Here is a 20,242-nt window from a genome sequence, read left to right as displayed (position 1 = left end):
TGGGATTGTGATATCACTACGGGTTTTGCTGATCTGCCTTTTTCTTAAGCCAAGATTATGAATTTCATTTGCTTTTTTCCTGCCTCTCAGCGCCTGTTTTACAAGGCTTTCAACAATTTTTGAAAACATAGAAATATCCCTTGAAATTTAGTGGAATTAGAGCGATTATCCGCGCCTCTTCCATGTTTCAAAATGTTTCAGGCACCATGAATATGAACCAATTCGATGCGTTGTTACCACCTCAAATGGCCGAGCGTGCGGCAGAAATCGGTGTTGGCAAGGCAACAAAAGATCCAATGAAATCGTTTCTGCTGGCAATTACAGCTGGATTGCATATCGGAATTGCATTTTTGTTCTATACCACCATCACCACAGGGGCAGAGGACTTACCCTGGGGATTAACCCGTTTTGTCGGCGGGTTGGCATTCAGCATGGGGCTTGTTTTGGTGATCATTACGGGAGGCGAACTTTTTACCAGTTCGGTGCTGACGCTAGTTGCGCGAGCGAGTGGAAAAATTACCTGGAAGTGCCTGTTTAAAAACTGGCTGGTGGTTTATGCCGGAAATCTGGTTGGGGCGCTGGTTTTAGTGGGCATCATGCTTACTGCGAAACAATACACGTTTGATGCAGGGCAGGTTGGTTTAAACACAATGCACATCGCTCAGCACAAGCTTCACCATGGCTTCTGGCAGGCTGTTGCTCTAGGCATCATGTGTAATGTTCTGGTATGCATTGCAGTTTGGATGACATTCAGTGGCAGAACCCTGACAGACAAAATTATCGTGATGGTGTTGCCTGTTGCCATGTTTGTTTCTGCTGGTTTTGAGCATTGCATTGCCAACATGTTTCAGGTTCCCATGGCAATAGGGATAAAAGAGCTCGCAACGCCAGAATTCTGGACCATGATAGGGGCAACGCCAGAAAGCTTTGCTGATCTGAATTTGACCACCTTCATCATCAATAATCTTGTTCCCGTTACTTTAGGAAACATCATTGGCGGAGGCGTGTTCGTCGGAATGGGATACTGGCTTATTTATCTGCGTAATTAGGTCAACAGATCCTAAAGATTGGCAGATCTCGGACGAAACAAAAAAGCGGGCTCGATTGAGCCCGCTTTTACAGTCTTTTTAAGCGAATTGTTCTGAGGTGACCTAATACCAGATTAAGCTTTCCGGAGTCATGACGCCTGCCAGAGTGTCGGTACTGCTACCGACAAAGCCCGTGGTAACACCTTCTTCAGGGTTAACACGTAGCGCAGGTTTCACGATGGCTTTAACTGGTTCTTTAAGCCAGTTTTTGCTGTCACCTGTGGGTTCAGAGCCCACGTTGCTTTTTGTTGATGGTCTAGCCAGACGATTTTGAATTTCCATGTGCTAAGTTCAATCCTTGCGTCTTTTATGTTGGGGAGAATGCCCCACTCAGTTTTCACTTTAATGACAGTAGTAAAAAATTAAAAAGTCACCGGATTTTATGACTGATTTGTGATCTGGCTTCGCATTCAAAAGGTTATCCACATTTTCTGTGGATAACCCAGTTAACACTCATTACCAGTTTATGATGTTCCAGTTATTTTCAAATCCATACGAACGAATTTGTGAGCAGGGGTTCACAAGGTGGACTTCATCGGCGTATTGACAGAGTGGTAAGTCATTTATCGAATCTGTATAGAATATGATGCGGTCATAAGACACGGTTTGTTCTTTAAGCCATGATTTTAAACGGGTTACCTTGCCATGTTGGTAGCTTGCAACGCCACTGATTTTCGTCGTATAGCGTTCGTTATTTTCAATCAAGTCAATACCAATAGCGTGCTCAATTCCCAGTTGATTAGCGACGTGTTTAACCAAGAAATGAACTGATGCAGAAATAACCAATATGGTGACATCGTCTTGCTTTAGCTGGGCTAGCAGATCTCTCGCTTGTGGAAAAACATGTTTCAATATGCGTTGTAGTACGCATTTTTCCACAAGCTGATTGACCTTAATTATAGAATGCTCGGTAATCGGATTGAGAGAGAAATCCAGATATTCCTGCATATCCATGTCGCCCTGAGCATACATCGCCATCAATCTTTTATCTTCAGAGAGGAAGTTAGGTTGAGTAACCATTCCCTCATCAACCAGAAATTGATTCCAGATCATCGAGCAATCGCCATTTACTAAGGTGTCATCTAGATCGAATACGAATAATGGTTTGGTCATACGATTTTTATGTTCCGTATCGCTTGGTTGGTTTTAGAGATGAATCTCTCGAAAGTTTAAGAGATAGGTCATGTAGATTTTATGACAGAAGCTTTTCGAGAACTCGAAAAAACGCCCCAGAGAAGGGGCGTGAAGGTTGGAACAAATGGGCTCGGGTGATATACCCGAGCTTAAAGGAGATTATTCCATGTCCTGATCAAAATCACCGTGGAAATGGTCGTGGTCAGATACGCTGTCAGCCGCTTTTAAGCGCTCACCAATACGCAGAGTCTGCTTAGGTGCAGTAGGCTCCGACGAGATGGCGAAACTGCGTGCAGATTTCGCAGCAGCCTGTGTTGTCGCTTCTGGTTCAGGGAAAAGCTCTTCACTCATTGCGTAGTAAGTTGTCACATAGGTCAGCGCCTTAGTATTCATAAACAGCGCTTTATGGCTAACGTTTGTGGAATCATCACACGCGCGGTGATAACACTTGTCGTAAGCCACATCGATGTCGCCGCCAAAGTCACCCACTTCTTCTGCTGATTTCAGTTTTTCAGCACCGGTAAATAACCCACCAAATGCCACGCCCCAGTCAGCAAAGCCAGCGTAATCGGAACGTTTGGAAAGCGCCTGAGGAACGGTCTTCTCTCCATTATTTCCGAAGAACTCAATGAATTGTGCCTCGATATCCGAAGTACCAAATGGTGGAGTGAAGTCACCTGTGTAGGCGTTATCCGGACTATCTTTGGTGTCTGAAAGGTCACCATCCATAACGCCATAGATGTAGTTCGGTGAACCGATCATGTCGAAGTTCAGATACAGTTTCACATTGTTCAGCTCGTTATAACGTGCTTCCACCATGTCCTGCTGTTCTTCCGTCAGATCGTCTGGGTTATCGATTCCCAGCTCTTCCATGATTTGCTTGCGAGCTTCATCAAGGAGCGGTTTAAACAATTCTTCAGTGTAGTAATTCGAACCTATCAACCCGGCTTCTTCGGCTGCCCACCATGCGAAACGGATTTTGTTTTTAGGTTTAACACCAATGTCTGAAAGCGTCAGGGCGTATTCCAGCAGACCTGCGGAGCCCGAACCGTTGTCATTGATCCCCGGCCCTTCTGGTACAGAGTCTAAGTGCGCACCAAGCATAATGACCTGATCATCGTCACCATGACGTGTCTCTGCCAGTAAGTTATTCGTTTTCACCATCTGGTTCATCGTAATAACATTCATGGAAGCACTGACTGCGCCGCTCGCGAGCGCGTCATACCACTGCTTACCTAAATCATAACGCAGCCCAAAGGTTGGAATGGTCACCGTGCTGTCACGACCTAAAGTACCTTGAACCACGCTTTTTCGACCATCATTATTGCCTTGGTTGAAGATAAGCACACCTTTTGCCCCGGCAGCCTGAGCATTGGTGGCTTTGGCATTAAATGAACAGCCCCCACGCTGGATGACTGCTATCTTTCCAGTCACGTTTTTGCCGTCGAAGTCGGTCGTTTCACAGCCGTCTGTATCATCGTAATCGGGCTGATCGAATCTGAAATCAGGTGTGATGAAGACAAGATCTCCCGTCACCGTGCCATTCGACGAGCCGGAATAGGACATGGTTGCGTAGTCTGGGACTTCTCCTTCTCCCGCATCTTTGGAGCTCAGCAGTGTTTTACCGTCTACTTCCACATTGGTATTACCCAGCTCCTGCCAGCTTCTGAAATCGAATTCTTGTTTAGTGACTTTATATCCGGCTTTTCTTAATTTCTTCGCAATGTATTTCAGGGATTTTTTATAACCTTTGGTGCCAGCAGCCCGAGTCATGGCTTTACCATCTGGGGTAGGGACTGCGCGTTTTTCAAGTTTGTCGAGGTGTTTTACCACGGCATCTTTATCGATCTGGTCACTGACGTATTTTGCGACGAATTTCGGATCATCCCAAAAACAGCCGGAGAGCATAACGGAGGCGACCGAAACCGCGAGCAAAGATTTTTTATTATTCGCCATTTTCATTATTCATTTCCTTTGAAGTTGACTGAAAGGTTGTTTCTTTTGCGAACGAAACAACACATGTTAGTTATCGAAAATTGGGCATTTCAAATTTTATTAAAATCTTTCACGGCAAAAATAATTAAATTGTGAAAGTGAAGCATAAATATTGAGAAAGTGAAAATGCCACTTTTCATTCTTTATTTTTGAATAAAAATGCTTTCTATGCGTGTAACAGAAAAATATGCATGCACTGAGTTTTGTGCGGCTGGTTCAGAGTTTGAAAAGGCAGAATATTGTTCTGAGCCTGATTTTCAAACGCCTTTTTAGAAAGGGCTAGAAGCGCAGCCTTTCAAGTTAAAGGAAGAGCAAAATTTCTGAAAACAAAAATTGCCATTGAATAGGTATTTGTTGAGCTTTTTTATCAATAGCTGAAACTTTATTAAAGTAACTTTAGAAAATATGAAAAGAGAATAATTAAACTGGTTGGTTGAATTTTGATTTTCGTGTAAGTGTTTTGAAATTGAGATGATTAATAATAGGAAAAAATTGAATCGATATAATTTAAATTTCCTTAATTTAATATGTTATATCATAACAAAAATAAGTGCGCTAATTTTAAATTCTGTTTTTTGAAAATAATTTATATCAACACCTAAATAGGCTGGGATTTCGATAATTTAATTTAAAGAGAAATAGAAGCTGAGGTACTTGGTTATATATGAGGAAAGTCTAAACTTCATCTGGGTAAATTTAATATCAAATGGGAAAAGCTTGCTTTCTATCATTGCAGCTTTTTCTCATCCGAAAGGAGGAGGTTTTGCCAACCAACTGCGGATGGAGCATCAAAGTGTCTACTGGGAGAATGAACTATCTAGGGTCTGTTGACCTTTCGCGGTTAAATTTTGTTCGAGTTCTATGTGTTTTAATCGCGGCGCAAGGTCTTTAGCTTATTCATTCTAAGCAAATACCTTGCAACAAAGAGTAAAGGGTATAGACCGGGGACGCCTAGTTGAACCCTTTGGGCAGCATTTGTGGCTCCTTTCTACTGTGTTACCGCTTATTGATGTAGAGCGACTACACCGAATAAGCGCTGCCTTGTATAAAGAACCCACAAATGGCTGCAAAAATCATCTCGAAAGGTCAACAGACCCTAAAACAAGTGATACAGAGCGATCACCAAAAATAGACAGAACGACTACCACTAGAGAGGTGCTTATGATTTACGCGAAACCAGGGACGGAAGGCGCAGTTGTTAGCTTTAAACCCCGCTATCAAAACTACATTGGCGGTCAGTGGGTAGAACCCACAAACGGTCAGTACTTTACCAATACATCTCCATGTACGGGAGATGTGATTGCGGAAATCCCTCGTTCAGAGGCGGCGGATATCGAACTGGCTCTCGATGCTGCTCACAAAGCCAAAGACGCGTGGGGCACCACCTCGGTCACTGAGCGTTCCAACATACTGCTGCAGGTTGCCGACCGAATTGAAGCGAACCTTGAAATGCTCGCTGTCGCAGAAACTTGGGAAAACGGAAAAGCGGTGCGAGAGACATTAGCCGCGGACATTCCACTTTGTGTCGACCATTTCCGGTACTTTGCCGGATGCATTCGAGCGCAGGAAGGGACAGCCGCCGAACTGGATGCGAATACAGTGGCGTATCACATTCCTGAGCCACTCGGTGTAGTAGGGCAGATCATCCCTTGGAACTTTCCGTTGCTCATGGCAGCATGGAAAATAGCACCGGCGCTGGCTGCGGGTAACTGCATAGTACTTAAGCCAGCAGAGCAAACGCCAACCACGATTTTACTGTTGATGGAAGTGATTGGCGATTTACTGCCACCGGGCGTACTCAATGTGGTGAATGGTATGGGACCAGAGGCAGGGCAAGCTTTAGCAACGTCTAAGCGTATCGCTAAAATCGCTTTTACCGGGTCCACTGCAATCGGTAATCACGTGCTACGCTGTGCGGCAGACAATTTGATTCCGTCGACCGTAGAGCTGGGGGGCAAGTCTCCAAATGTGTACTTCGAAGACATCATGGAACAGGAAGAGGCGTTTATTGAGAAAGCGGCAGAAGGAGCAGTTCTGGCATTTTTCAACCAGGGCGAAGTCTGTACCTGTCCTTCCCGATTGCTTATCCAGGAAAGCATTTACGATGCATTTATGGATAGGGTCCTGGCGAAAGCGAAAGCTATCAAGCACGGCAATCCTTTAGATACAGAAACTCAGGTTGGGGCGCAGGCGTCTGACGAGCAGTTTGAGAAGATCAAGAAGTATCTGGAAATCGGTCGAAACGAAGGCGCATCGGTTGTGATGGGCGGTATGCCGGAAGATTTCGGTGGTGGTTACTACATTCAGCCAACCATTCTTAAAGGTGAAAACTCGATGCGAGTGTTCCAGGAAGAAATCTTTGGTCCCGTCATTGGTGTCACCACATTTAAAGATGAAGCAGAGGCAGTAGCGATTGCCAACGATACGGAATATGGCTTGGGCGCAGGTGTCTGGACAAGAGACATGAACCGCGCATTCCGTGTTGGTCGCGCTATTCAGGCAGGACGCGTCTGGACCAACTGCTACCACCTCTATCCGGCTCATGCTGCTTTTGGTGGCTACAAGAAATCTGGTATTGGACGTGAAACCCACAAGATGATGCTAGGGCATTATCAGCAAACTAAGAACCTGTTGGTTAGTTACGATGTTAACCCGCTCGGGTTCTTCTAAACCTTCTTTCCTGTTTTGAAGCTCTTGTCCTCCAAGAGCTTCTTTTCTTTGAAACTATGCCACTTTTTCTGGTTGAGCAATCCTGACGCAATCAAATTTCTTCTTCACTCACTCGCCGTCCGCTCTCATTGAAATACACAAAAATGACAGTCTTATAAATGAGGCAGGGAATAAAAAACAGGAACGACCTGCTGATAAAGCGATGAACGACGCAGAATGATGTTTGGTCTTCACCGCAATATGGAACAAATAGACAAAAGTAAAAGGAAGTAGCATGGTTAAAAAAACGGATACCTTTGCTTCTGTCTGTCACTTCAAATACTTACTGATGAAGTTTTAGTTTCATTGGTCAAAGAGTCATAGCGAAACCCTGATGAGTGATCTTGATAGTCCACCGTTTTATCTAACGGATGAGAAGATAACCTCAAATGGCGATGTCTGGTTATGCTGGAAACACACATCTGGTCTAACACACTGGCATTGCCAGAATCTTTATCGCGGTGCAGCAAAGGAAACATTTGCTGCCTCTGTCAAGATCAACACCCCGTCTTCCGATGGCAGCGGAGTGGCTCACGCACTTGAACACATGGTGCTTCGTGGGTGTCACAAACTTCCATCCTCCCGCCGTTTTTGGCAGCTAAAGGCATCGCTGGCTTTAACGGAATTTAACGCCACTACCCGGCGCGGAAATACCCGGTTTCATCTGTCCGGTCATCACAGAGAAGACGCAGGGCATGGTCTCAACTATTTCATACAAAGCGTGCTCACTCCTTTACTCAGAGAAACGGACTGGAATCAAAACCACGAGAAAGGCATTCAGCAGGGTGAAAGAAATGCGTTGTATCAGGAATTGGTTGGCTATCAGGGGTTCGATGAATTCAATCAGGCTTGTTCAATGTCGACTGAGCTCAAATACCCACTTTATTGTGGTGACCCGGGTTCTGTTTCTTCTCTGACTCATCAGGATCTGACCCGTTACTACTGGCGACACTACCAACCTGAAAACATGACGTTAATCACGGCAGGTGAATGGTCGGTCAGCAGTATCTGGGAAGGCATAGTCACCGCCTTACTGTACCGTGAAGCCATGCTACCCAAAGATCTGTCGATGCCAGAAAAATGGCTGAGTAAAACACGAAAAATCAATGACTCGCACTTACTGACGATTCGAATGTCGGATCAAAAAGCGGTTCAGCTTTATCGAATGCTCAGCGAAGGACACGTTCAGGCAACATTGAAGACACTGGGCTATTCACTGTTTCCGCTTTCTACCATGCTGGATCCCAAACCGACGATACGAATGAAAAGCGACACCGGAGAATACGATGAACTGATGGGGCGATACCTGAGTCTGCTGGTTAGCCAATGGACGGAGAGCCGTGAAGCCATCAACATCTGGCATGAATTCAATAGTCAGCAAAATCACCTCTATAAAAAGAAGTGGGGAGACAGTCTGGTTAAGCTTTATCAGTCAGTTACTGCCGTCAATGAAGGCTTGCTTTTTCCCGTCAGCAAACGTGAACCCATTGGTGACTGGCTTCCAAAACCGATGAACTATCATACCATTACGCTGTTTGCCCGATTGCCGAGAGATAACTCAGTGCTTAGCCGTGTTTATCGTCAATGGCTGAAAGAACTGATGCATTACATGTCGGTATATTTTCGGGCGAGAAACGCATCCGTTTCTTTTGACGAACAAAGCATCATCGGCTTGCTCAGCGACATCCAGTGCCTGACGATCACTCTGTCTTGTTCAGCATTGATATTCTGGCAGCACTTTGATGAGCACCTGCGTCAGCATTTACCTACTGGTTTTCATTTGAGCGAGTTGAAATCTGATCAGGCTATATTTACCCCCGCCAATCTTCCTCATAGTGTTTCAGCCACGTCTCCAGAGGAACCTTCTTTAACTGTTGAGCTGAGAGACGATGGTTTTAGTGCTGAGTTTCGCTTGCCTAAAGGGGTATCCTTGTATGCTCAGTCAGCCGCTGCGCAGTGGGTATTAAGCCGGCAATCCATCATTGATTTACGGCTATCTGGTCAGCTTTACAGCTTGAGTGCCATGGTAAAACCAGAGCGAAATGCTTTGGTATTTACCAGCCACTTTGACCGCCAGCCAGAAAGATCCCGACGATTGATATTAGAAGAGATACAGGCATTTTCTCTGAAAAATGTCAAAGAGAAGGAAGTCATTCAAGCATTTCAGGGAGGCAAAGGATTGATGCTCTCTATGTTTCAAAAACATCGCCCCAGTTTCTACCAAACAGCCTATCATTTGTTGGGGATTTCGTTGGAGGAGCCAGAATCAGAAAGTGCATCGAATCTGGCGTTTACTTTTGCTATGTGGAAGACCGCGTTGGCACCTTATCTTAAAACTCAGCGTCGCAGTTGATAAATAACTTATCGACGTAAATAGCGATCAAAGTCGATGTTAGTTACCCCCACCACCGCCTGAATGCGGTTGTGGACCCCAAGTTTTTTCAAAATGGCTGAGACGTGAGATTTCACTGTGGTCTCAGAAATATTGAGATCATAGGCGATTTGTTTATTGGCGCTTCCCTGAGACATAGACTTAAGTACTAATAATTGTCGGCGAGTCAGGGTGTTTAGCATATCAGCCGAAAACGCGGGTTTACTTGTTCTTTGGTTAACGGGTTTGTTTTCTTCGGTCGCGCGGATGATATTGGCAGGAAGGTACACGTCGCCATTGATGATTTGAGAAAACGCATTGCTCATTTCTTCTCTGGGGGACGATTTAGAGATAAAACCAATCGCGCCGTACGCCATAGTTTGGAGAATGGTCTGCTTATTGGTTTCGGCAGAAATGATGGCAACGGGAATAGAAGGTGCTTGGTTTCTCAGCTCAAGCAGCCCATTCAACCCTTCCATTCCGGGCATATTAAGGTCGAGCAGCACCAGATCGGTGTCGGTGTGATCGCGAACGTAATCCAGAGTGGTGGCAACGTCTTCCGTTTGATGAATGGTGCAGTCCTGAAATTTGCTCCGGATAACAGACACCAGAGCGTCTCGAAACAATGGATGATCGTCGGCAATTAAGAATTTGTACATACGAATCCCTCTTCCTTAAGGTTTTCTTTTTTGATTCTTATTATTACCACTGATGCAGATGTTTGCCCAACTAACCTCGGTTTTTGTGTTTCTATACTCAATTTCACACAAAGCGAGATGTGAGCCGCATTTCTTTTAACTGTCTTTTAAATACAGTTTATTAACCTGAGCTCAGAATTCACGTACTAAAATTGAGACATCGACCATATGAGGAGTTCCTGAAAGGAGAATATCCTCCTTAAGTAGGATATCGGTATGTTGAGAGCACGATAGACTGAAGGTATCCAAAATCTCGAGGTTACCTATGTTTTCTGCCAATCCTCTTCCTGAGCAAACCTCTGTCGTCACAGCAGAATCCTATCAGTTGGATGCCGTGAAAGCGGTTCGCGAGTTAGCCTCCCGGCTGAATGTTCCCAATATTGGGTTTGTTTTGTTTTTTTGTTCAGCAGCTTACGATTTGCGAGAACTGGAAACAGAAATGCACCGAGCTTTTACCCATTGTAAAGTAATGGGGTGTACGACAGCAGGGGAGATAACCAGTGCGGGATACGCAAAAAGCAGTATCAGTGCTATAGGGTTTGCGAAAGACGCGTTTACGGTCTCGGGAATGGTGATACCCCTTGAAGGTTTTGAGCTGAATGTTGCCCAACGCTGCGTAGAAAACCTGTTTGATGGTTGCCGAAGCCAGCTCAGAGCGCCGATCAAACATTCCAGTTTTGTCCTCACTCTGATTGATGGCTTGTCCCCGCAAGAAGAGAACTTCCTGGTTACTTTGGATACCGCGCTCGGTCGCATTCCTCACTTTGGTGGTTCGGCAGGGGATGATGAAAACCTCGCTAACACACACGTCTATTGTGATGGCAAGTTCTATACAAGTTCTGCCATTGTTGTGATGTTTAATACGACCTGTCCTTTTGAAGTGTTTACTACCCACCATATCGACAGCCTTGGCAGCAAGTTGGTGGTCACCAAAGCAGACAGCGAATGCCGACGAGTCTACGAGTTTAACGCTGAACCCGCCGCCAAAGTATACGCGCGTGAAGTCGGGATAGAGTTAGCAGACCTACGCCCGGAAATTTACGCACTACACCCTCTGGCAGTGAAAGTAGGGGGCGATTATTACATTCGTTCCATTCAGAAAGTGAATGAAGATTTGAGTCTGGATTTCTATTGCGCGGTAGATGACGGCATCGTGATTACCGCGATGAAACCGGGAGACATCTACGCCAACGTAAAAGAAAAGCTTAATGAAGTCTCTGAACGAATCGGAGATCTGGAAATTATCATTGGATGTGACTGTTTCTTAAGACGAAAAGAGATAGAACAATCCAACGGGTTGGAGACCATTCGGGAAATCTTTTCCGCGTTCAGGATGGTTGGGTTCAATACTTATGGTGAGCAGCTTGGCGGTGTGCATATGAATCAGACTCTGACCGGTGTGGCGATTGGTCGGCAGAAAAATGTCTACCCAATCTCTTCGGACGAACTTCTTAAGCGTGATAAGGCGAGTTGAATGGATAGCGAGCAGGAATTAAAGCGTCAGTTAGAATCCGCACTAGAAGAGAACGCACGCCAGAAGAAGATTATCGATTCGCTGGTAAGAAGAGTCGAGCAGGACAGCAGCCACAGAGTTGACCCCTATGCCGCGTTCCAGCACTCGGTGATGCTGGCAGATCAGGTGCGAGAGAAAACGGAAGAACTCAATACCACGCTTCATGAGCTTGAAACTATCAACCGTGAATTATCCAACGCAAACCAAAAAGTAGAGCGAGCCCAGCAACGATTCGTCGATGCCATTGAGTCCATATCGGATGGTTTTGCCCTGTATGATAAAGACCGGTATCTCGTTCACTCTAACAGCCGTTTCCAGCGATTCTGGCTAGATAACGATATTCCCCTCGATATGCCCCGCATTACTCTATCGGAAGTGAAACAACTGGCGCACTCCAAGGGGCTGATCATCAAAGAGCTGCCTTATTCGGATTTACATGGTGGTCGCGTTTTTCAGCAAAAAGACAACCGCTGGGTACAAGTCAGTGAGCGTAAAACCTCTGATGGCGGACTGGTGATGCTCTATACCGACATTACTTTGCTGAAAGAGGCGGAATCTGCCCGTTATGAAGCCACGATCAGCGAGAAACTGCGTCAGTCCTATCAAACACTGGAGAAACGAGTTCAGCTCAGAACCGCCCAGTTGGAAGATTTGAACAAGCAGCTCAGTAAAGAAGTGAAAGAGCGACGTGCCGTTCAAAGCCGGTTGCTTGAAGCAAAACAGGAAGCAGAGCTGGCGAATTTATCCAAGACGAAATTCCTCGCAGCAATCAGCCATGACTTACTTCAGCCTTTGAATGCGGCCCAACTGTTTTTGGGGTCTTTAAGAGCGCAGCGGATATGCTCTTCAGTGAGCCGTCTGGTGGACTCTTTAGAGCATTCTCTGTCCGACGTTGAATCGCTGATCACCATGCTGGTGGACATTTCCAAGTTAGATGCGGGGACGATTCGAGCCGACAAACAGCCGTTCTCGTTGGATCAGCTGCTTGGCAATATCGCCAATGAGTTTCATCAGGTGGCTCTGCAAACTAACGTCGAAGTACGTTATGTGCCCAGTGATATTGTCGTTTACAGCGATTCTGTATTGCTCTCACGAATCATTCGAAACCTCATGAGTAATGCCCTGCGATACACTGAATCGGGCAAGGTATTGCTGGGCAGCCGCAGAACCCCAAACGGAGTAAGAATAGATGTGCTTGATACGGGAGACGGCATTCCGAAAGACAAGCAGAAAGAGATTTTTCAGGAATTTAAACGACTCAGCCCGAGAAAAGCCGAGAACCGGACGCAGTTAGGGCTGGGTTTAGCCATTGTCGATAAAATTTCTAATGTCCTTGGTCATCAAATCAGTCTGGAATCAGAGCTCCATAAAGGATCCAGGTTCTCAATTATGGTGCCGTATGGAATCGTAAAAACGAAAAGTGCTCCGCTGGTTGCCCCTAAAGAACTGAATGGCAGCGCAATACTACAGGGGAGTCGTATTTGGGTGGTGGACAACGACAACAATATCTGTGAAGCGATGAGTGAATTATTAACTGGATGGGGGTGTGACGTTGTCACTGCTGGTTCACTTTCCGCGTTGCAATTAGAGTGTGACATTGCCAGTGAGTCTGTGGAGATGCTGATTGTTGATTATCATCTGGATAATGGAGAGACAGGTCTTGAAGTGGCTCGTCATGTTCATCAAAACCGTTCTCGTCCTATTCCTACAATTGTATTGAGTGCCAACCGCAGCGAAGAGCTGAAGCAAGAAGTGAGAGACTGCGGCTACTTATTGCTTAACAAGCCAGTTTCGCCAGTTCGGCTAAAAGCAACGATTGTTAACCAGCTCCAGTCTGAACAAAATCAGCCGTCTACCAAGGTGAGCCCTTCACTCTATTGATACAAGCACTCTGCCTTCTTTTGTCAGAACCCTTTGCAAAATCATCATCGTAGATAAAGAAAGAGAGATCGTTAGCATCACGAATATTGCCAGTAAGATGATCAACTGATACTTGATGGCAACAAGCGGGCTGGCGCCACCAAGGATTTGCCCTGTCATCATGCCGGGGAGGGTGACTAAGCCTGTTGTTGCCATGGAGGCAAGGATAGGAGACCAGGCTTTTTGCATAGCAGCTCGTACAAACGGCATCGAGGCATAAGTAGGTGAAGCTCCCAATGAAAGCGCAGCATGGTATTCGCCTTCTCTTTCTTTGAAAGAGGTAAAGAGGTTTTGAAGCATGACGATGTTCGCGTGCATGCTATTCCCTATCAGCATGCCACTAAGGGGAATGACATACTGAGAACTGTAAACAGGTTCAGGCTGAACGATCACGACACACAAAATAGCAATAAGAGGCGACAGCCCAACAACGAGCCCAGTCAATATGGAAGAAAACAGAGGTTTTGCAGGCAGCTTGGCCTTGTCCAGAATAGCGCTGGTGCCTATTCCTGCCATGATAAGAACCCAGACAACGTTAAGTGTAAGGCTGTTTAGCTTGAACACGAATTCCAGATAAACCCCAACCAGAATGAGCTGAACGCTCATCCTAAGCACACTGATCCCCACATCTTTTGCCAACCCTAGTTGAAAGCGTTGATTGATGTACAAAGGCACGCACAAAGTGAGAGAAAACAGCAGTAAAAGTGCCCAACTGATGTCTATGGATTCCTGCATGGAGACCCCTAAATTTTTTACCGTATTTTATCGTGAATTTGGGAAAAGTTGTGTGACTTTTTGCAGATGGTTTCTCACAAATGAAGCGTCTAAATTTAACATTTGAGCTACATTTATCGGCGGAAGCAGTGGTAAAAATCGATGAGAAATGGGTGTTTTTGAGCGGATTGGCAGAGCGGTTATTTACAAAAAACTTTCAAATTAAACATATATACAACAATATTAATTTTTCATATCTGTTCATTATTCTTCACATAAAATGTTAATTAAACACATCTCTGGATGAGCTCAAAAAAGTGTTGAATAGCGTGCTATGAAGGGCATCTTATCGTTGAATCGTAAGATTCGATCGTTCTAAAATTTCTCATTATAAGTTGTAGGTGTATTGGGTTTATCGAACCGAGTACAGACAAAAATATCACTTAATAGCAGGCAAATGTATGAGTAATGTTAACAAAGTGGAGTCTAAAGAATCCCGCTCTTTGGAGTGGAAGTCTTTCCTCCTCATTACTGTAGTTCTCTTTCCCGTTCTTAGCGTCATGTTTGTCGGCGGTTACGGGTTTATTGTGTGGATGCTACAGGTCTTTTTCTTAGGGCCTCCAGGTGCACACGGCTAAACGAAACCACCATCTGAACGAAGAATTTTAAAGAGAACAAATCATGAAATCGTTTATCGTAAAAATCTGGCGCACTATGACTCGCCCTGCGGTACACATCAGCCTGGGTGTACTGACAATGGGTGGTTTTATTGCCGGCATCATCTTCTGGGGTGGTTTTAACACTGCACTGGAAGCGACCAACACAGAAGAGTTCTGTATCAGCTGTCACACCATGCGTGACAACGTTTATCAGGAGTTGCAGGAAACCGTCCACTGGAAAAACCATTCTGGTGTACGCGCTACTTGCCCTGACTGTCACGTTCCTCATGAATGGACGGCGAAAATTGCGCGTAAAATGCAGGCTTCAAAAGAAGTCTTCGCACAAATTTTTGGCGACCTGGACACCCCAGAGAAATTTGAAGAGCGCCGTATCGAGCTGGCAAAGCACGAATGGGATCGTTTCTCTGCAAACAAATCTCTGGAGTGTAAGAACTGCCACAACTACGAATCGATGGACTTCGACAAGATGAAGCCAGCGGCTCGTATTCAAATGAAAAACGCCGCAGAGCGCGACCAGAGCTGTCTGGACTGTCACAAAGGCATTGCTCACAGCCTGCCCAAAAACATGGACAGCTCAGGTGGTCTGATTGGTGAGCTGGAGCAGTTGGCTTCAAGCACCGATTACTCAGCGGGTAACGCTATCACCAGCGTGCGTCATCTACCTATGTATGAAGATGCGGCAATGACTAAAGAAGCGGGTCTTCTAAACCCTGCATCCACTGTGAAAGTGGTGGATGAGAAAGGCGACGCCGTTCAGGTTGAAATTTCAGGCTGGCGTAAGGCAAAAGGCTTTGGTCGCGTTATTCAGGAAGACTTTGGTTTGAACATCGCAGTGGGTTCATTGCTAAAAGAAACCGCAACCAACGAAGACTTAGTGAAAACGTTTGAAACCAAAGAAGACGAGCTAACGGGTCTGCCATGGCAGCGTGTGGAAACCAAACTCTGGATGGAGAAAACGGCGATGCTGGGTGACGTGACACCGATTTGGGACAAAGCGAGAGAAGCTTACCAAACCAACTGTTCGGTATGTCATACCCAACCAGACGAAGCTCACTTCACAGCTAATGGCTGGCCGGGCATGTTCAACGGTATGCTCGCATTCGTGAACTTTGATAAAGACAGTGAAGCACTGGTATTGAAATACCTACAGAAGCACTCTTCAGATTTTGCTGAAGGTCACCATTAAGCGTCAGTCGGAGTATAAGAAATGGCTATTACACGAAGAAGTTTTCTTAAAGGTGTTGCAACAACAAGCGCCGCATCTGTGATTGGTCCAAGCTTATTGGCATCAGCTTCAGCAAATGCAGCGGAAACAACAGGAACCTGGAAAGTCTCTGGTTCTCACTGGGGCGCGTTTCGCGCCCACATCTACGGCGGTAAAGTACAAGAAATCAAACCGCTGGAGATGGATTCGCACCCAACAGACATGATCAACGGCATTAAGGGCATCATTTACAGCCCATCCCGTGTTCGTTATCCGATGGTGCGTCTCGACTGGCTGAAAAAGCACAAATACAGCGCAGACACCCGCGGTAACAACCGTTTTATTCGCGTAACGTGGGATGAAGCGTTAGACCTGTTCTACCGCGAGCTTGAGCGTGTTCAGAAAGACTACGGTCCATGGGCACTGCACGCAGGTCAGACAGGCTGGCGTCAGACGGGTCAGTTCCACAGCTGTACCAGCCACATGCAGCGCGCAGTGGGCATGCACGGTAACTACATCACCAAAGTAGGGGACTACTCGACAGGTGCAGGTCAAACCATCATGCCTTACGTTCTGGGTTCTACAGAAGTTTATGCGCAAGGGACATCCTGGTCTGAAATTCTGGAAAACAGCGACAACATCATCCTGTGGGCAAACGATCCAGTGAAAAACCTACAGGTTGGCTGGAACTGTGAGACTCATGAATCGTTCCCTTACCTTGAGCAGCTTAAAGAAAAAGTCGCCAAAGGTGAGATTAACGTTCTGTCGGTTGACCCAGTGAAGAACAAGACTCAGCGCTACCTGCAAAATGATCACATGTACATCAATCCGATGACTGATGTGGCGTTTATGCTGGCCGTCGCACACGTGCTTTACAAAGAAGATTTGCACGATAAAGAGTTCATCAAGACATACTGCTTGGGCTTTGACCCATTCATTCAATATGTTCTGGGTGAAACCAAAGACAAGATCGAGAAAACCCCAGAGTGGGCGGCAGAAATCTGTGGTGTAGAAGCAGATAAGATTCGCGAATTTGCCCGCATGCTGGTCAGCGGTCGTACTCAAATCCTGATGGGCTGGTGTATTCAGCGTCAGGAGCACGGCGAGCAACCATACTGGGCGGCGGCGGTAGTCGCAGCTATGGTAGGTCAAATCGGTCTTCCAGGTGGTGGCATCTCTTACGGACACCATTACTCTGGTATTGGTGTGCCTTCTACAGGGTTTGCGGCTCCGGGTGGTTTCCCTCGTAACCTTGACCAGGGTATGAAGCCAAAGTGGGATAACAAGGATTTCAACGGCTATAGCCGAACCATTCCTGTTGCTCGCTGGATTGACTGCTTGCTCGAACCGGGCAAAGAGATTCGCTACAACGGCTCTAAAGTCAAACTGCCAGATTATAAAATGATGGTGATTTCAGGGAACAATCCGTGGCACCACCATCAGGATCGCAACCGTATGAAGAAGGCGTTCCGCAAGCTTCAAACTGTTGTGACCATTGAATTCGCCTGGACGGCAACCTGTCGATTCTCCGATATCGTTCTGCCAGCTTGTACACAATGGGAACGTAACGACATCGACGTGTACGGTTCATACTCTGGTCGCGGTTTGGTGGCGATGCAGAAGCTGGTGGATCCATTGTTCCAGTCTCGTACCGACTTCGACATCTTCACAGAGCTGACTCGTCGCTTTGGTCGTCACAAAGAGTACACACGCGGAATGGATGAAATGGAGTGGGTACGCTCGCTTTATGAAGACTGTCGCAACGCAAACAAAGCTAAGTTCGACATGCCTGAGTTTGATGAGTTCTGGGAGAAAGGGGTTCTGGACTTTGGTACAGGTAAACCTTGGGTTCGCCACGCCGATTTCCGTAAAGACCCAGAAATTAATGCATTAGGCACGCCTTCTGGCTTCATTGAGATCTCGAGCCGAACCATCGGTCGCATGGGCTATGAGCATTGTCAGGACCACCCAATGTGGTTTGAGAAGACGGAACGTTCACACGGTGGTCCGGGTTCTGAAAAACACCCGTACTGGCTGCAGTCTTGCCACCCGGATAAGCGTTTACACTCGCAGATGTGTGAATCGGAAGAATTCCGCGCAACCTATGCGGTACAGGGGCGTGAGCCAGTGTACATTAACCCGGTGGATGCGAAGAAGAAGGGCATTAAAGACGGTGACCTGGTTCGCGTGTTCAACGACCGTGGCCAGCTAATGGCTGGTGCGGTGGTAACAGACAGCTTCCCTCAAGGTGTTATTCGTATTGAAGAGGGTGCTTGGTATGGACCTTTGAACGAGAAAGAAGGGGCGATCTGTACTTACGGTGACCCGAATACGCTTACTCAGGACATCCCGACCTCTGAGCTTGCTCAGGCAACATCGGCGAATACCTGTATTGTGGACTTTGAGAAGTTCTCTGGTGAAGTGCCACCAGTGACCTCATTCGGCGGTCCAATTGAAGTTGCCTAAACAGTTGCGTTTGGAGCAATAAAAGAAAAAGGTTCGGTATTTACCGAACCTTTTTTAATGCTTGCAGGAAAGCCGTTATTGCAGAGCAGCAGTGGTTTGCGTTTCTCTGACTAAGATAGCGCGCTGTGCTGCTTCTTTCTGCTTGGCTGTCAGTAGCATGCCGTTACGCCAATAGCCTTTTCTTAAGGCACGTTTAAATTCTGAGTAAACCTCGTCGGGTAGACCATGTACGATAAGATTAAAGCTATTGCCGTTCATTATTAAGCTGCCTTGTCTTCCTGTTTTTGCAATTCAGTCGGTTTCAGCGGCGGTAGCGGGTTTCTGGAACCAACAGCTTCTTCAATCGAGTTGAAGCCATCTTGTTTCAGAAGTTGCACCAAGCCACGGTTAATTTCATTGATGTTCTGTGGACCATCGAAAATCATAGTCGTAATCATGTGAAGCAGGCTTGCTCCAGACGTGATTTTTTCGTAAGCGTCTCGTGCACTGAACACGCCACCCACACCAATGATAGTGATTTCGCCACGTGTACGACGGTAAACATGACGAATAACGTTAGTAGAAATACGCTGAAGTGGTAAGCCACTCATTGCGCCTTTTCCTTTCGGAAGTTTACCTTGTGCTGAAGGGTATTCTTCTGGAAGGTGCTCTTCATTACCCTCCGGTTTCGCAAGGTTAGTCAGAACCACACCTTCCATTCCATGTTCTACACAGGCATCAACAATAATGTTGATCTCTTCAAGAGACATATCTGCCGCAAGTTTCACGTAGATTGGTCGGTCAGTCAGTGGACGAATTTCTTCGTTCACAGCGTTTAGTAGGGCATCTAGATTGCCTCTGTCGACGAAGGGTTCGCCATCCTGTGTGTTCGGACAACTGATGTTGATAGTGAAGTAATCACCGATGTCCTTAAAAGCACGCATTGTTTTCAGATAATCTTCAATAGAATCTTCAAGAACAAAATCTGGAGTAATGTTGGATTTCGCGGCGTTGATACCGACGCGAAGTGGACCAAAATCTACGTTAGCGAGTCGCTTAGCGATTTTTTCAGCACCCTGGTTGTTCAGACCGTACCAGACTACGATGGCTTTGGACTTCACCATGCGGAAAAGACGACGACCAGGGTTACCCGGGCAGACTTCGCCTGTGAATGAACCTAGCTCTGCCAATCCAAAACCCAGAGAAGGGTAAATTTTGGTTAGCTCACCATCTTTGTCGAAGCCAGCGGACAAGCCGACAGGGTTACGGTAGGTAACACCATCGACTTTGGTGTTCAGTGCCTGGTTTTCGTAGTTAAAGAAAAAGCTCGTTAAAGCTCGCGTTAGACCATTGGAGCCCAGTGCAATACCGATTTTTTTCAGTGCGGAGTGCGCTTGCTCTGGTTCCATAAGAAAAATTAATGGGCGAACGATGCGATAGAGGACTCTCAGAATGAGGTTTCTCACGCCGATTAGGAAGCTCATGACTATCTATCCTTGTTATTGGTTGACTTTTTATTTGCTTTTCTCTGCATCAGCTTTTAGACATCAGACAGGAAAGCGTTTGTATTTGTAACCAAGAGTTACTTGGTATGTTACTAACTTTAAATAAATGATAATGCGAATGCAAATAATTATCATTTGTGAGGTTCTTAATTCTACAATCGTGACGAGTTACAAGTTTGACTGTGCAAAATGATGGAAATTAGTGTGATCTTGAATGACTTTTTCGTTCATTAAGGTAAAGTAACCACTTTTGAAAAATCGACCAT

General features: G+C 46.0%; 15 protein-coding genes. 8 read left to right on the top strand and 7 right to left on the bottom strand.

Translation table 11 applies throughout. The features are described 5' to 3' along the window. The first annotated feature begins 206 nt into the window (after positions 1 to 206). On the top strand, positions 207 to 1,049 hold the full coding sequence (gene focA / locus QMG91_RS10370) for a formate transporter FocA (RefSeq protein ID WP_281826278.1): 843 nt from the start codon (positions 207 to 209) through the stop codon (positions 1,047 to 1,049). Between the two features lie 102 nt (positions 1,050 to 1,151). On the opposite strand, the gene QMG91_RS10365 is transcribed toward focA, so the two are convergent. The 3 genes from QMG91_RS10365 to QMG91_RS10355 all read right to left on the bottom strand — a co-directional run bounded on the left by QMG91_RS10365 (position 1,152) and on the right by QMG91_RS10355 (position 4,184). After that, on the bottom strand, positions 1,152 to 1,370 hold the full coding sequence (locus QMG91_RS10365) for a hypothetical protein (RefSeq protein WP_004404730.1): 219 nt from the start codon (positions 1,368 to 1,370) through the stop codon (positions 1,152 to 1,154). Between the two features lie 174 nt (positions 1,371 to 1,544). After that, entirely contained in the window at positions 1,545 to 2,201 is a 657-nt protein-coding gene (locus tag QMG91_RS10360; protein WP_281826276.1) for an HAD family hydrolase, read from the bottom strand. A gap of 180 nt (positions 2,202 to 2,381) precedes the next feature. After that, on the bottom strand, positions 2,382 to 4,184 hold the full coding sequence (locus QMG91_RS10355) for a M20/M25/M40 family metallo-hydrolase (RefSeq protein ID WP_281826274.1): 1,803 nt from the start codon (positions 4,182 to 4,184) through the stop codon (positions 2,382 to 2,384). 1,194 nt (positions 4,185 to 5,378) lie between these two features. On the opposite strand from QMG91_RS10355, the gene exaC reads away from it, so the two are divergent. Further along, positions 5,379 to 6,887 carry an acetaldehyde dehydrogenase ExaC gene (gene exaC / locus QMG91_RS10350; RefSeq protein WP_022550396.1) on the top strand — a complete coding sequence of 503 codons (1,509 nt, stop codon included), beginning with the start codon at positions 5,379 to 5,381 and terminating at the stop codon, positions 6,885 to 6,887. A 373-nt stretch (positions 6,888 to 7,260) separates the two neighbouring features. Further along, positions 7,261 to 9,279, top strand: coding sequence for an insulinase family protein (locus tag QMG91_RS10345; protein WP_281826271.1), 2,019 nt, complete (start codon positions 7,261 to 7,263; stop codon positions 9,277 to 9,279). 8 nt (positions 9,280 to 9,287) lie between these two features. Here the strand turns inward: QMG91_RS10345 and QMG91_RS10340 are convergent, their stop codons facing one another. Beyond that, on the bottom strand, positions 9,288 to 9,956 hold the full coding sequence (locus QMG91_RS10340) for a response regulator (RefSeq protein WP_281826269.1): 669 nt from the start codon (positions 9,954 to 9,956) through the stop codon (positions 9,288 to 9,290). A gap of 304 nt (positions 9,957 to 10,260) precedes the next feature. Between QMG91_RS10340 and nosP the strand changes: the two genes are divergently transcribed. After that, positions 10,261 to 11,469 (top strand): nitric oxide-sensing protein NosP, encoded by a 1,209-nt coding sequence (gene nosP, locus QMG91_RS10335; protein ID WP_281826267.1) that lies wholly within the window; start codon positions 10,261 to 10,263, stop codon positions 11,467 to 11,469. After that, positions 11,470 to 13,389 carry a hybrid sensor histidine kinase/response regulator gene (locus QMG91_RS10330; protein ID WP_281870016.1) on the top strand — a complete coding sequence of 640 codons (1,920 nt, stop codon included), beginning with the start codon at positions 11,470 to 11,472 and terminating at the stop codon, positions 13,387 to 13,389. It abuts the gene before it with no gap. On the opposite strand, the gene QMG91_RS10325 is transcribed toward QMG91_RS10330, so the two are convergent. Further along, entirely contained in the window at positions 13,378 to 14,163 is a 786-nt protein-coding gene (locus tag QMG91_RS10325) for an ABC transporter permease (protein WP_281826263.1), read from the bottom strand. The two genes, QMG91_RS10330 and QMG91_RS10325, sit on opposite strands and share 12 nt — an antisense overlap. Before the next feature lie 440 nt (positions 14,164 to 14,603). Between QMG91_RS10325 and torE the strand changes: the two genes are divergently transcribed. Genes torE through torA form a run of 3 tightly spaced genes read left to right on the top strand, consistent with a single transcriptional unit; the run spans position 14,604 to position 18,492 of the window. Next, a complete protein-coding gene (gene torE / locus QMG91_RS10320) occupies positions 14,604 to 14,780 on the top strand; it encodes a trimethylamine N-oxide reductase system protein TorE (protein WP_004399531.1) in 177 nt (58 codons plus the stop codon). Positions 14,781 to 14,823: 43 nt separating this feature from the next. Further along, positions 14,824 to 16,008 carry a pentaheme c-type cytochrome TorC gene (gene torC / locus QMG91_RS10315; RefSeq protein WP_004399529.1) on the top strand — a complete coding sequence of 395 codons (1,185 nt, stop codon included), beginning with the start codon at positions 14,824 to 14,826 and terminating at the stop codon, positions 16,006 to 16,008. Positions 16,009 to 16,029: 21 nt separating this feature from the next. Further along, positions 16,030 to 18,492: a trimethylamine-N-oxide reductase TorA gene (gene torA / locus QMG91_RS10310; RefSeq protein ID WP_004399528.1), complete on the top strand. Its 2,463-nt coding sequence runs from the start codon at positions 16,030 to 16,032 to the stop codon at positions 18,490 to 18,492. Between the two features lie 75 nt (positions 18,493 to 18,567). On the opposite strand, the gene QMG91_RS10305 is transcribed toward torA, so the two are convergent. Both QMG91_RS10305 and QMG91_RS10300 read right to left on the bottom strand, forming a co-directional pair. Continuing rightward, positions 18,568 to 18,750 carry a DUF1315 family protein gene (locus QMG91_RS10305; protein WP_004399526.1) on the bottom strand — a complete coding sequence of 61 codons (183 nt, stop codon included), beginning with the start codon at positions 18,748 to 18,750 and terminating at the stop codon, positions 18,568 to 18,570. A 2-nt stretch (positions 18,751 to 18,752) separates the two neighbouring features. Continuing rightward, positions 18,753 to 19,955, bottom strand: coding sequence for a quinone-dependent dihydroorotate dehydrogenase (locus QMG91_RS10300; RefSeq protein ID WP_004399523.1), 1,203 nt, complete (start codon positions 19,953 to 19,955; stop codon positions 18,753 to 18,755). Positions 19,956 to 20,242: the final 287 nt, after the last annotated feature.

The organism is Vibrio nigripulchritudo, from assembly GCF_027924785.1.
Classification (GTDB): Bacteria; Pseudomonadota; Gammaproteobacteria; order Enterobacterales; family Vibrionaceae; genus Vibrio; species Vibrio nigripulchritudo.
The sequence above is the reverse complement of the archived record's forward strand: the minus strand, read 5'-3'. Positions and strand labels throughout refer to the sequence as shown.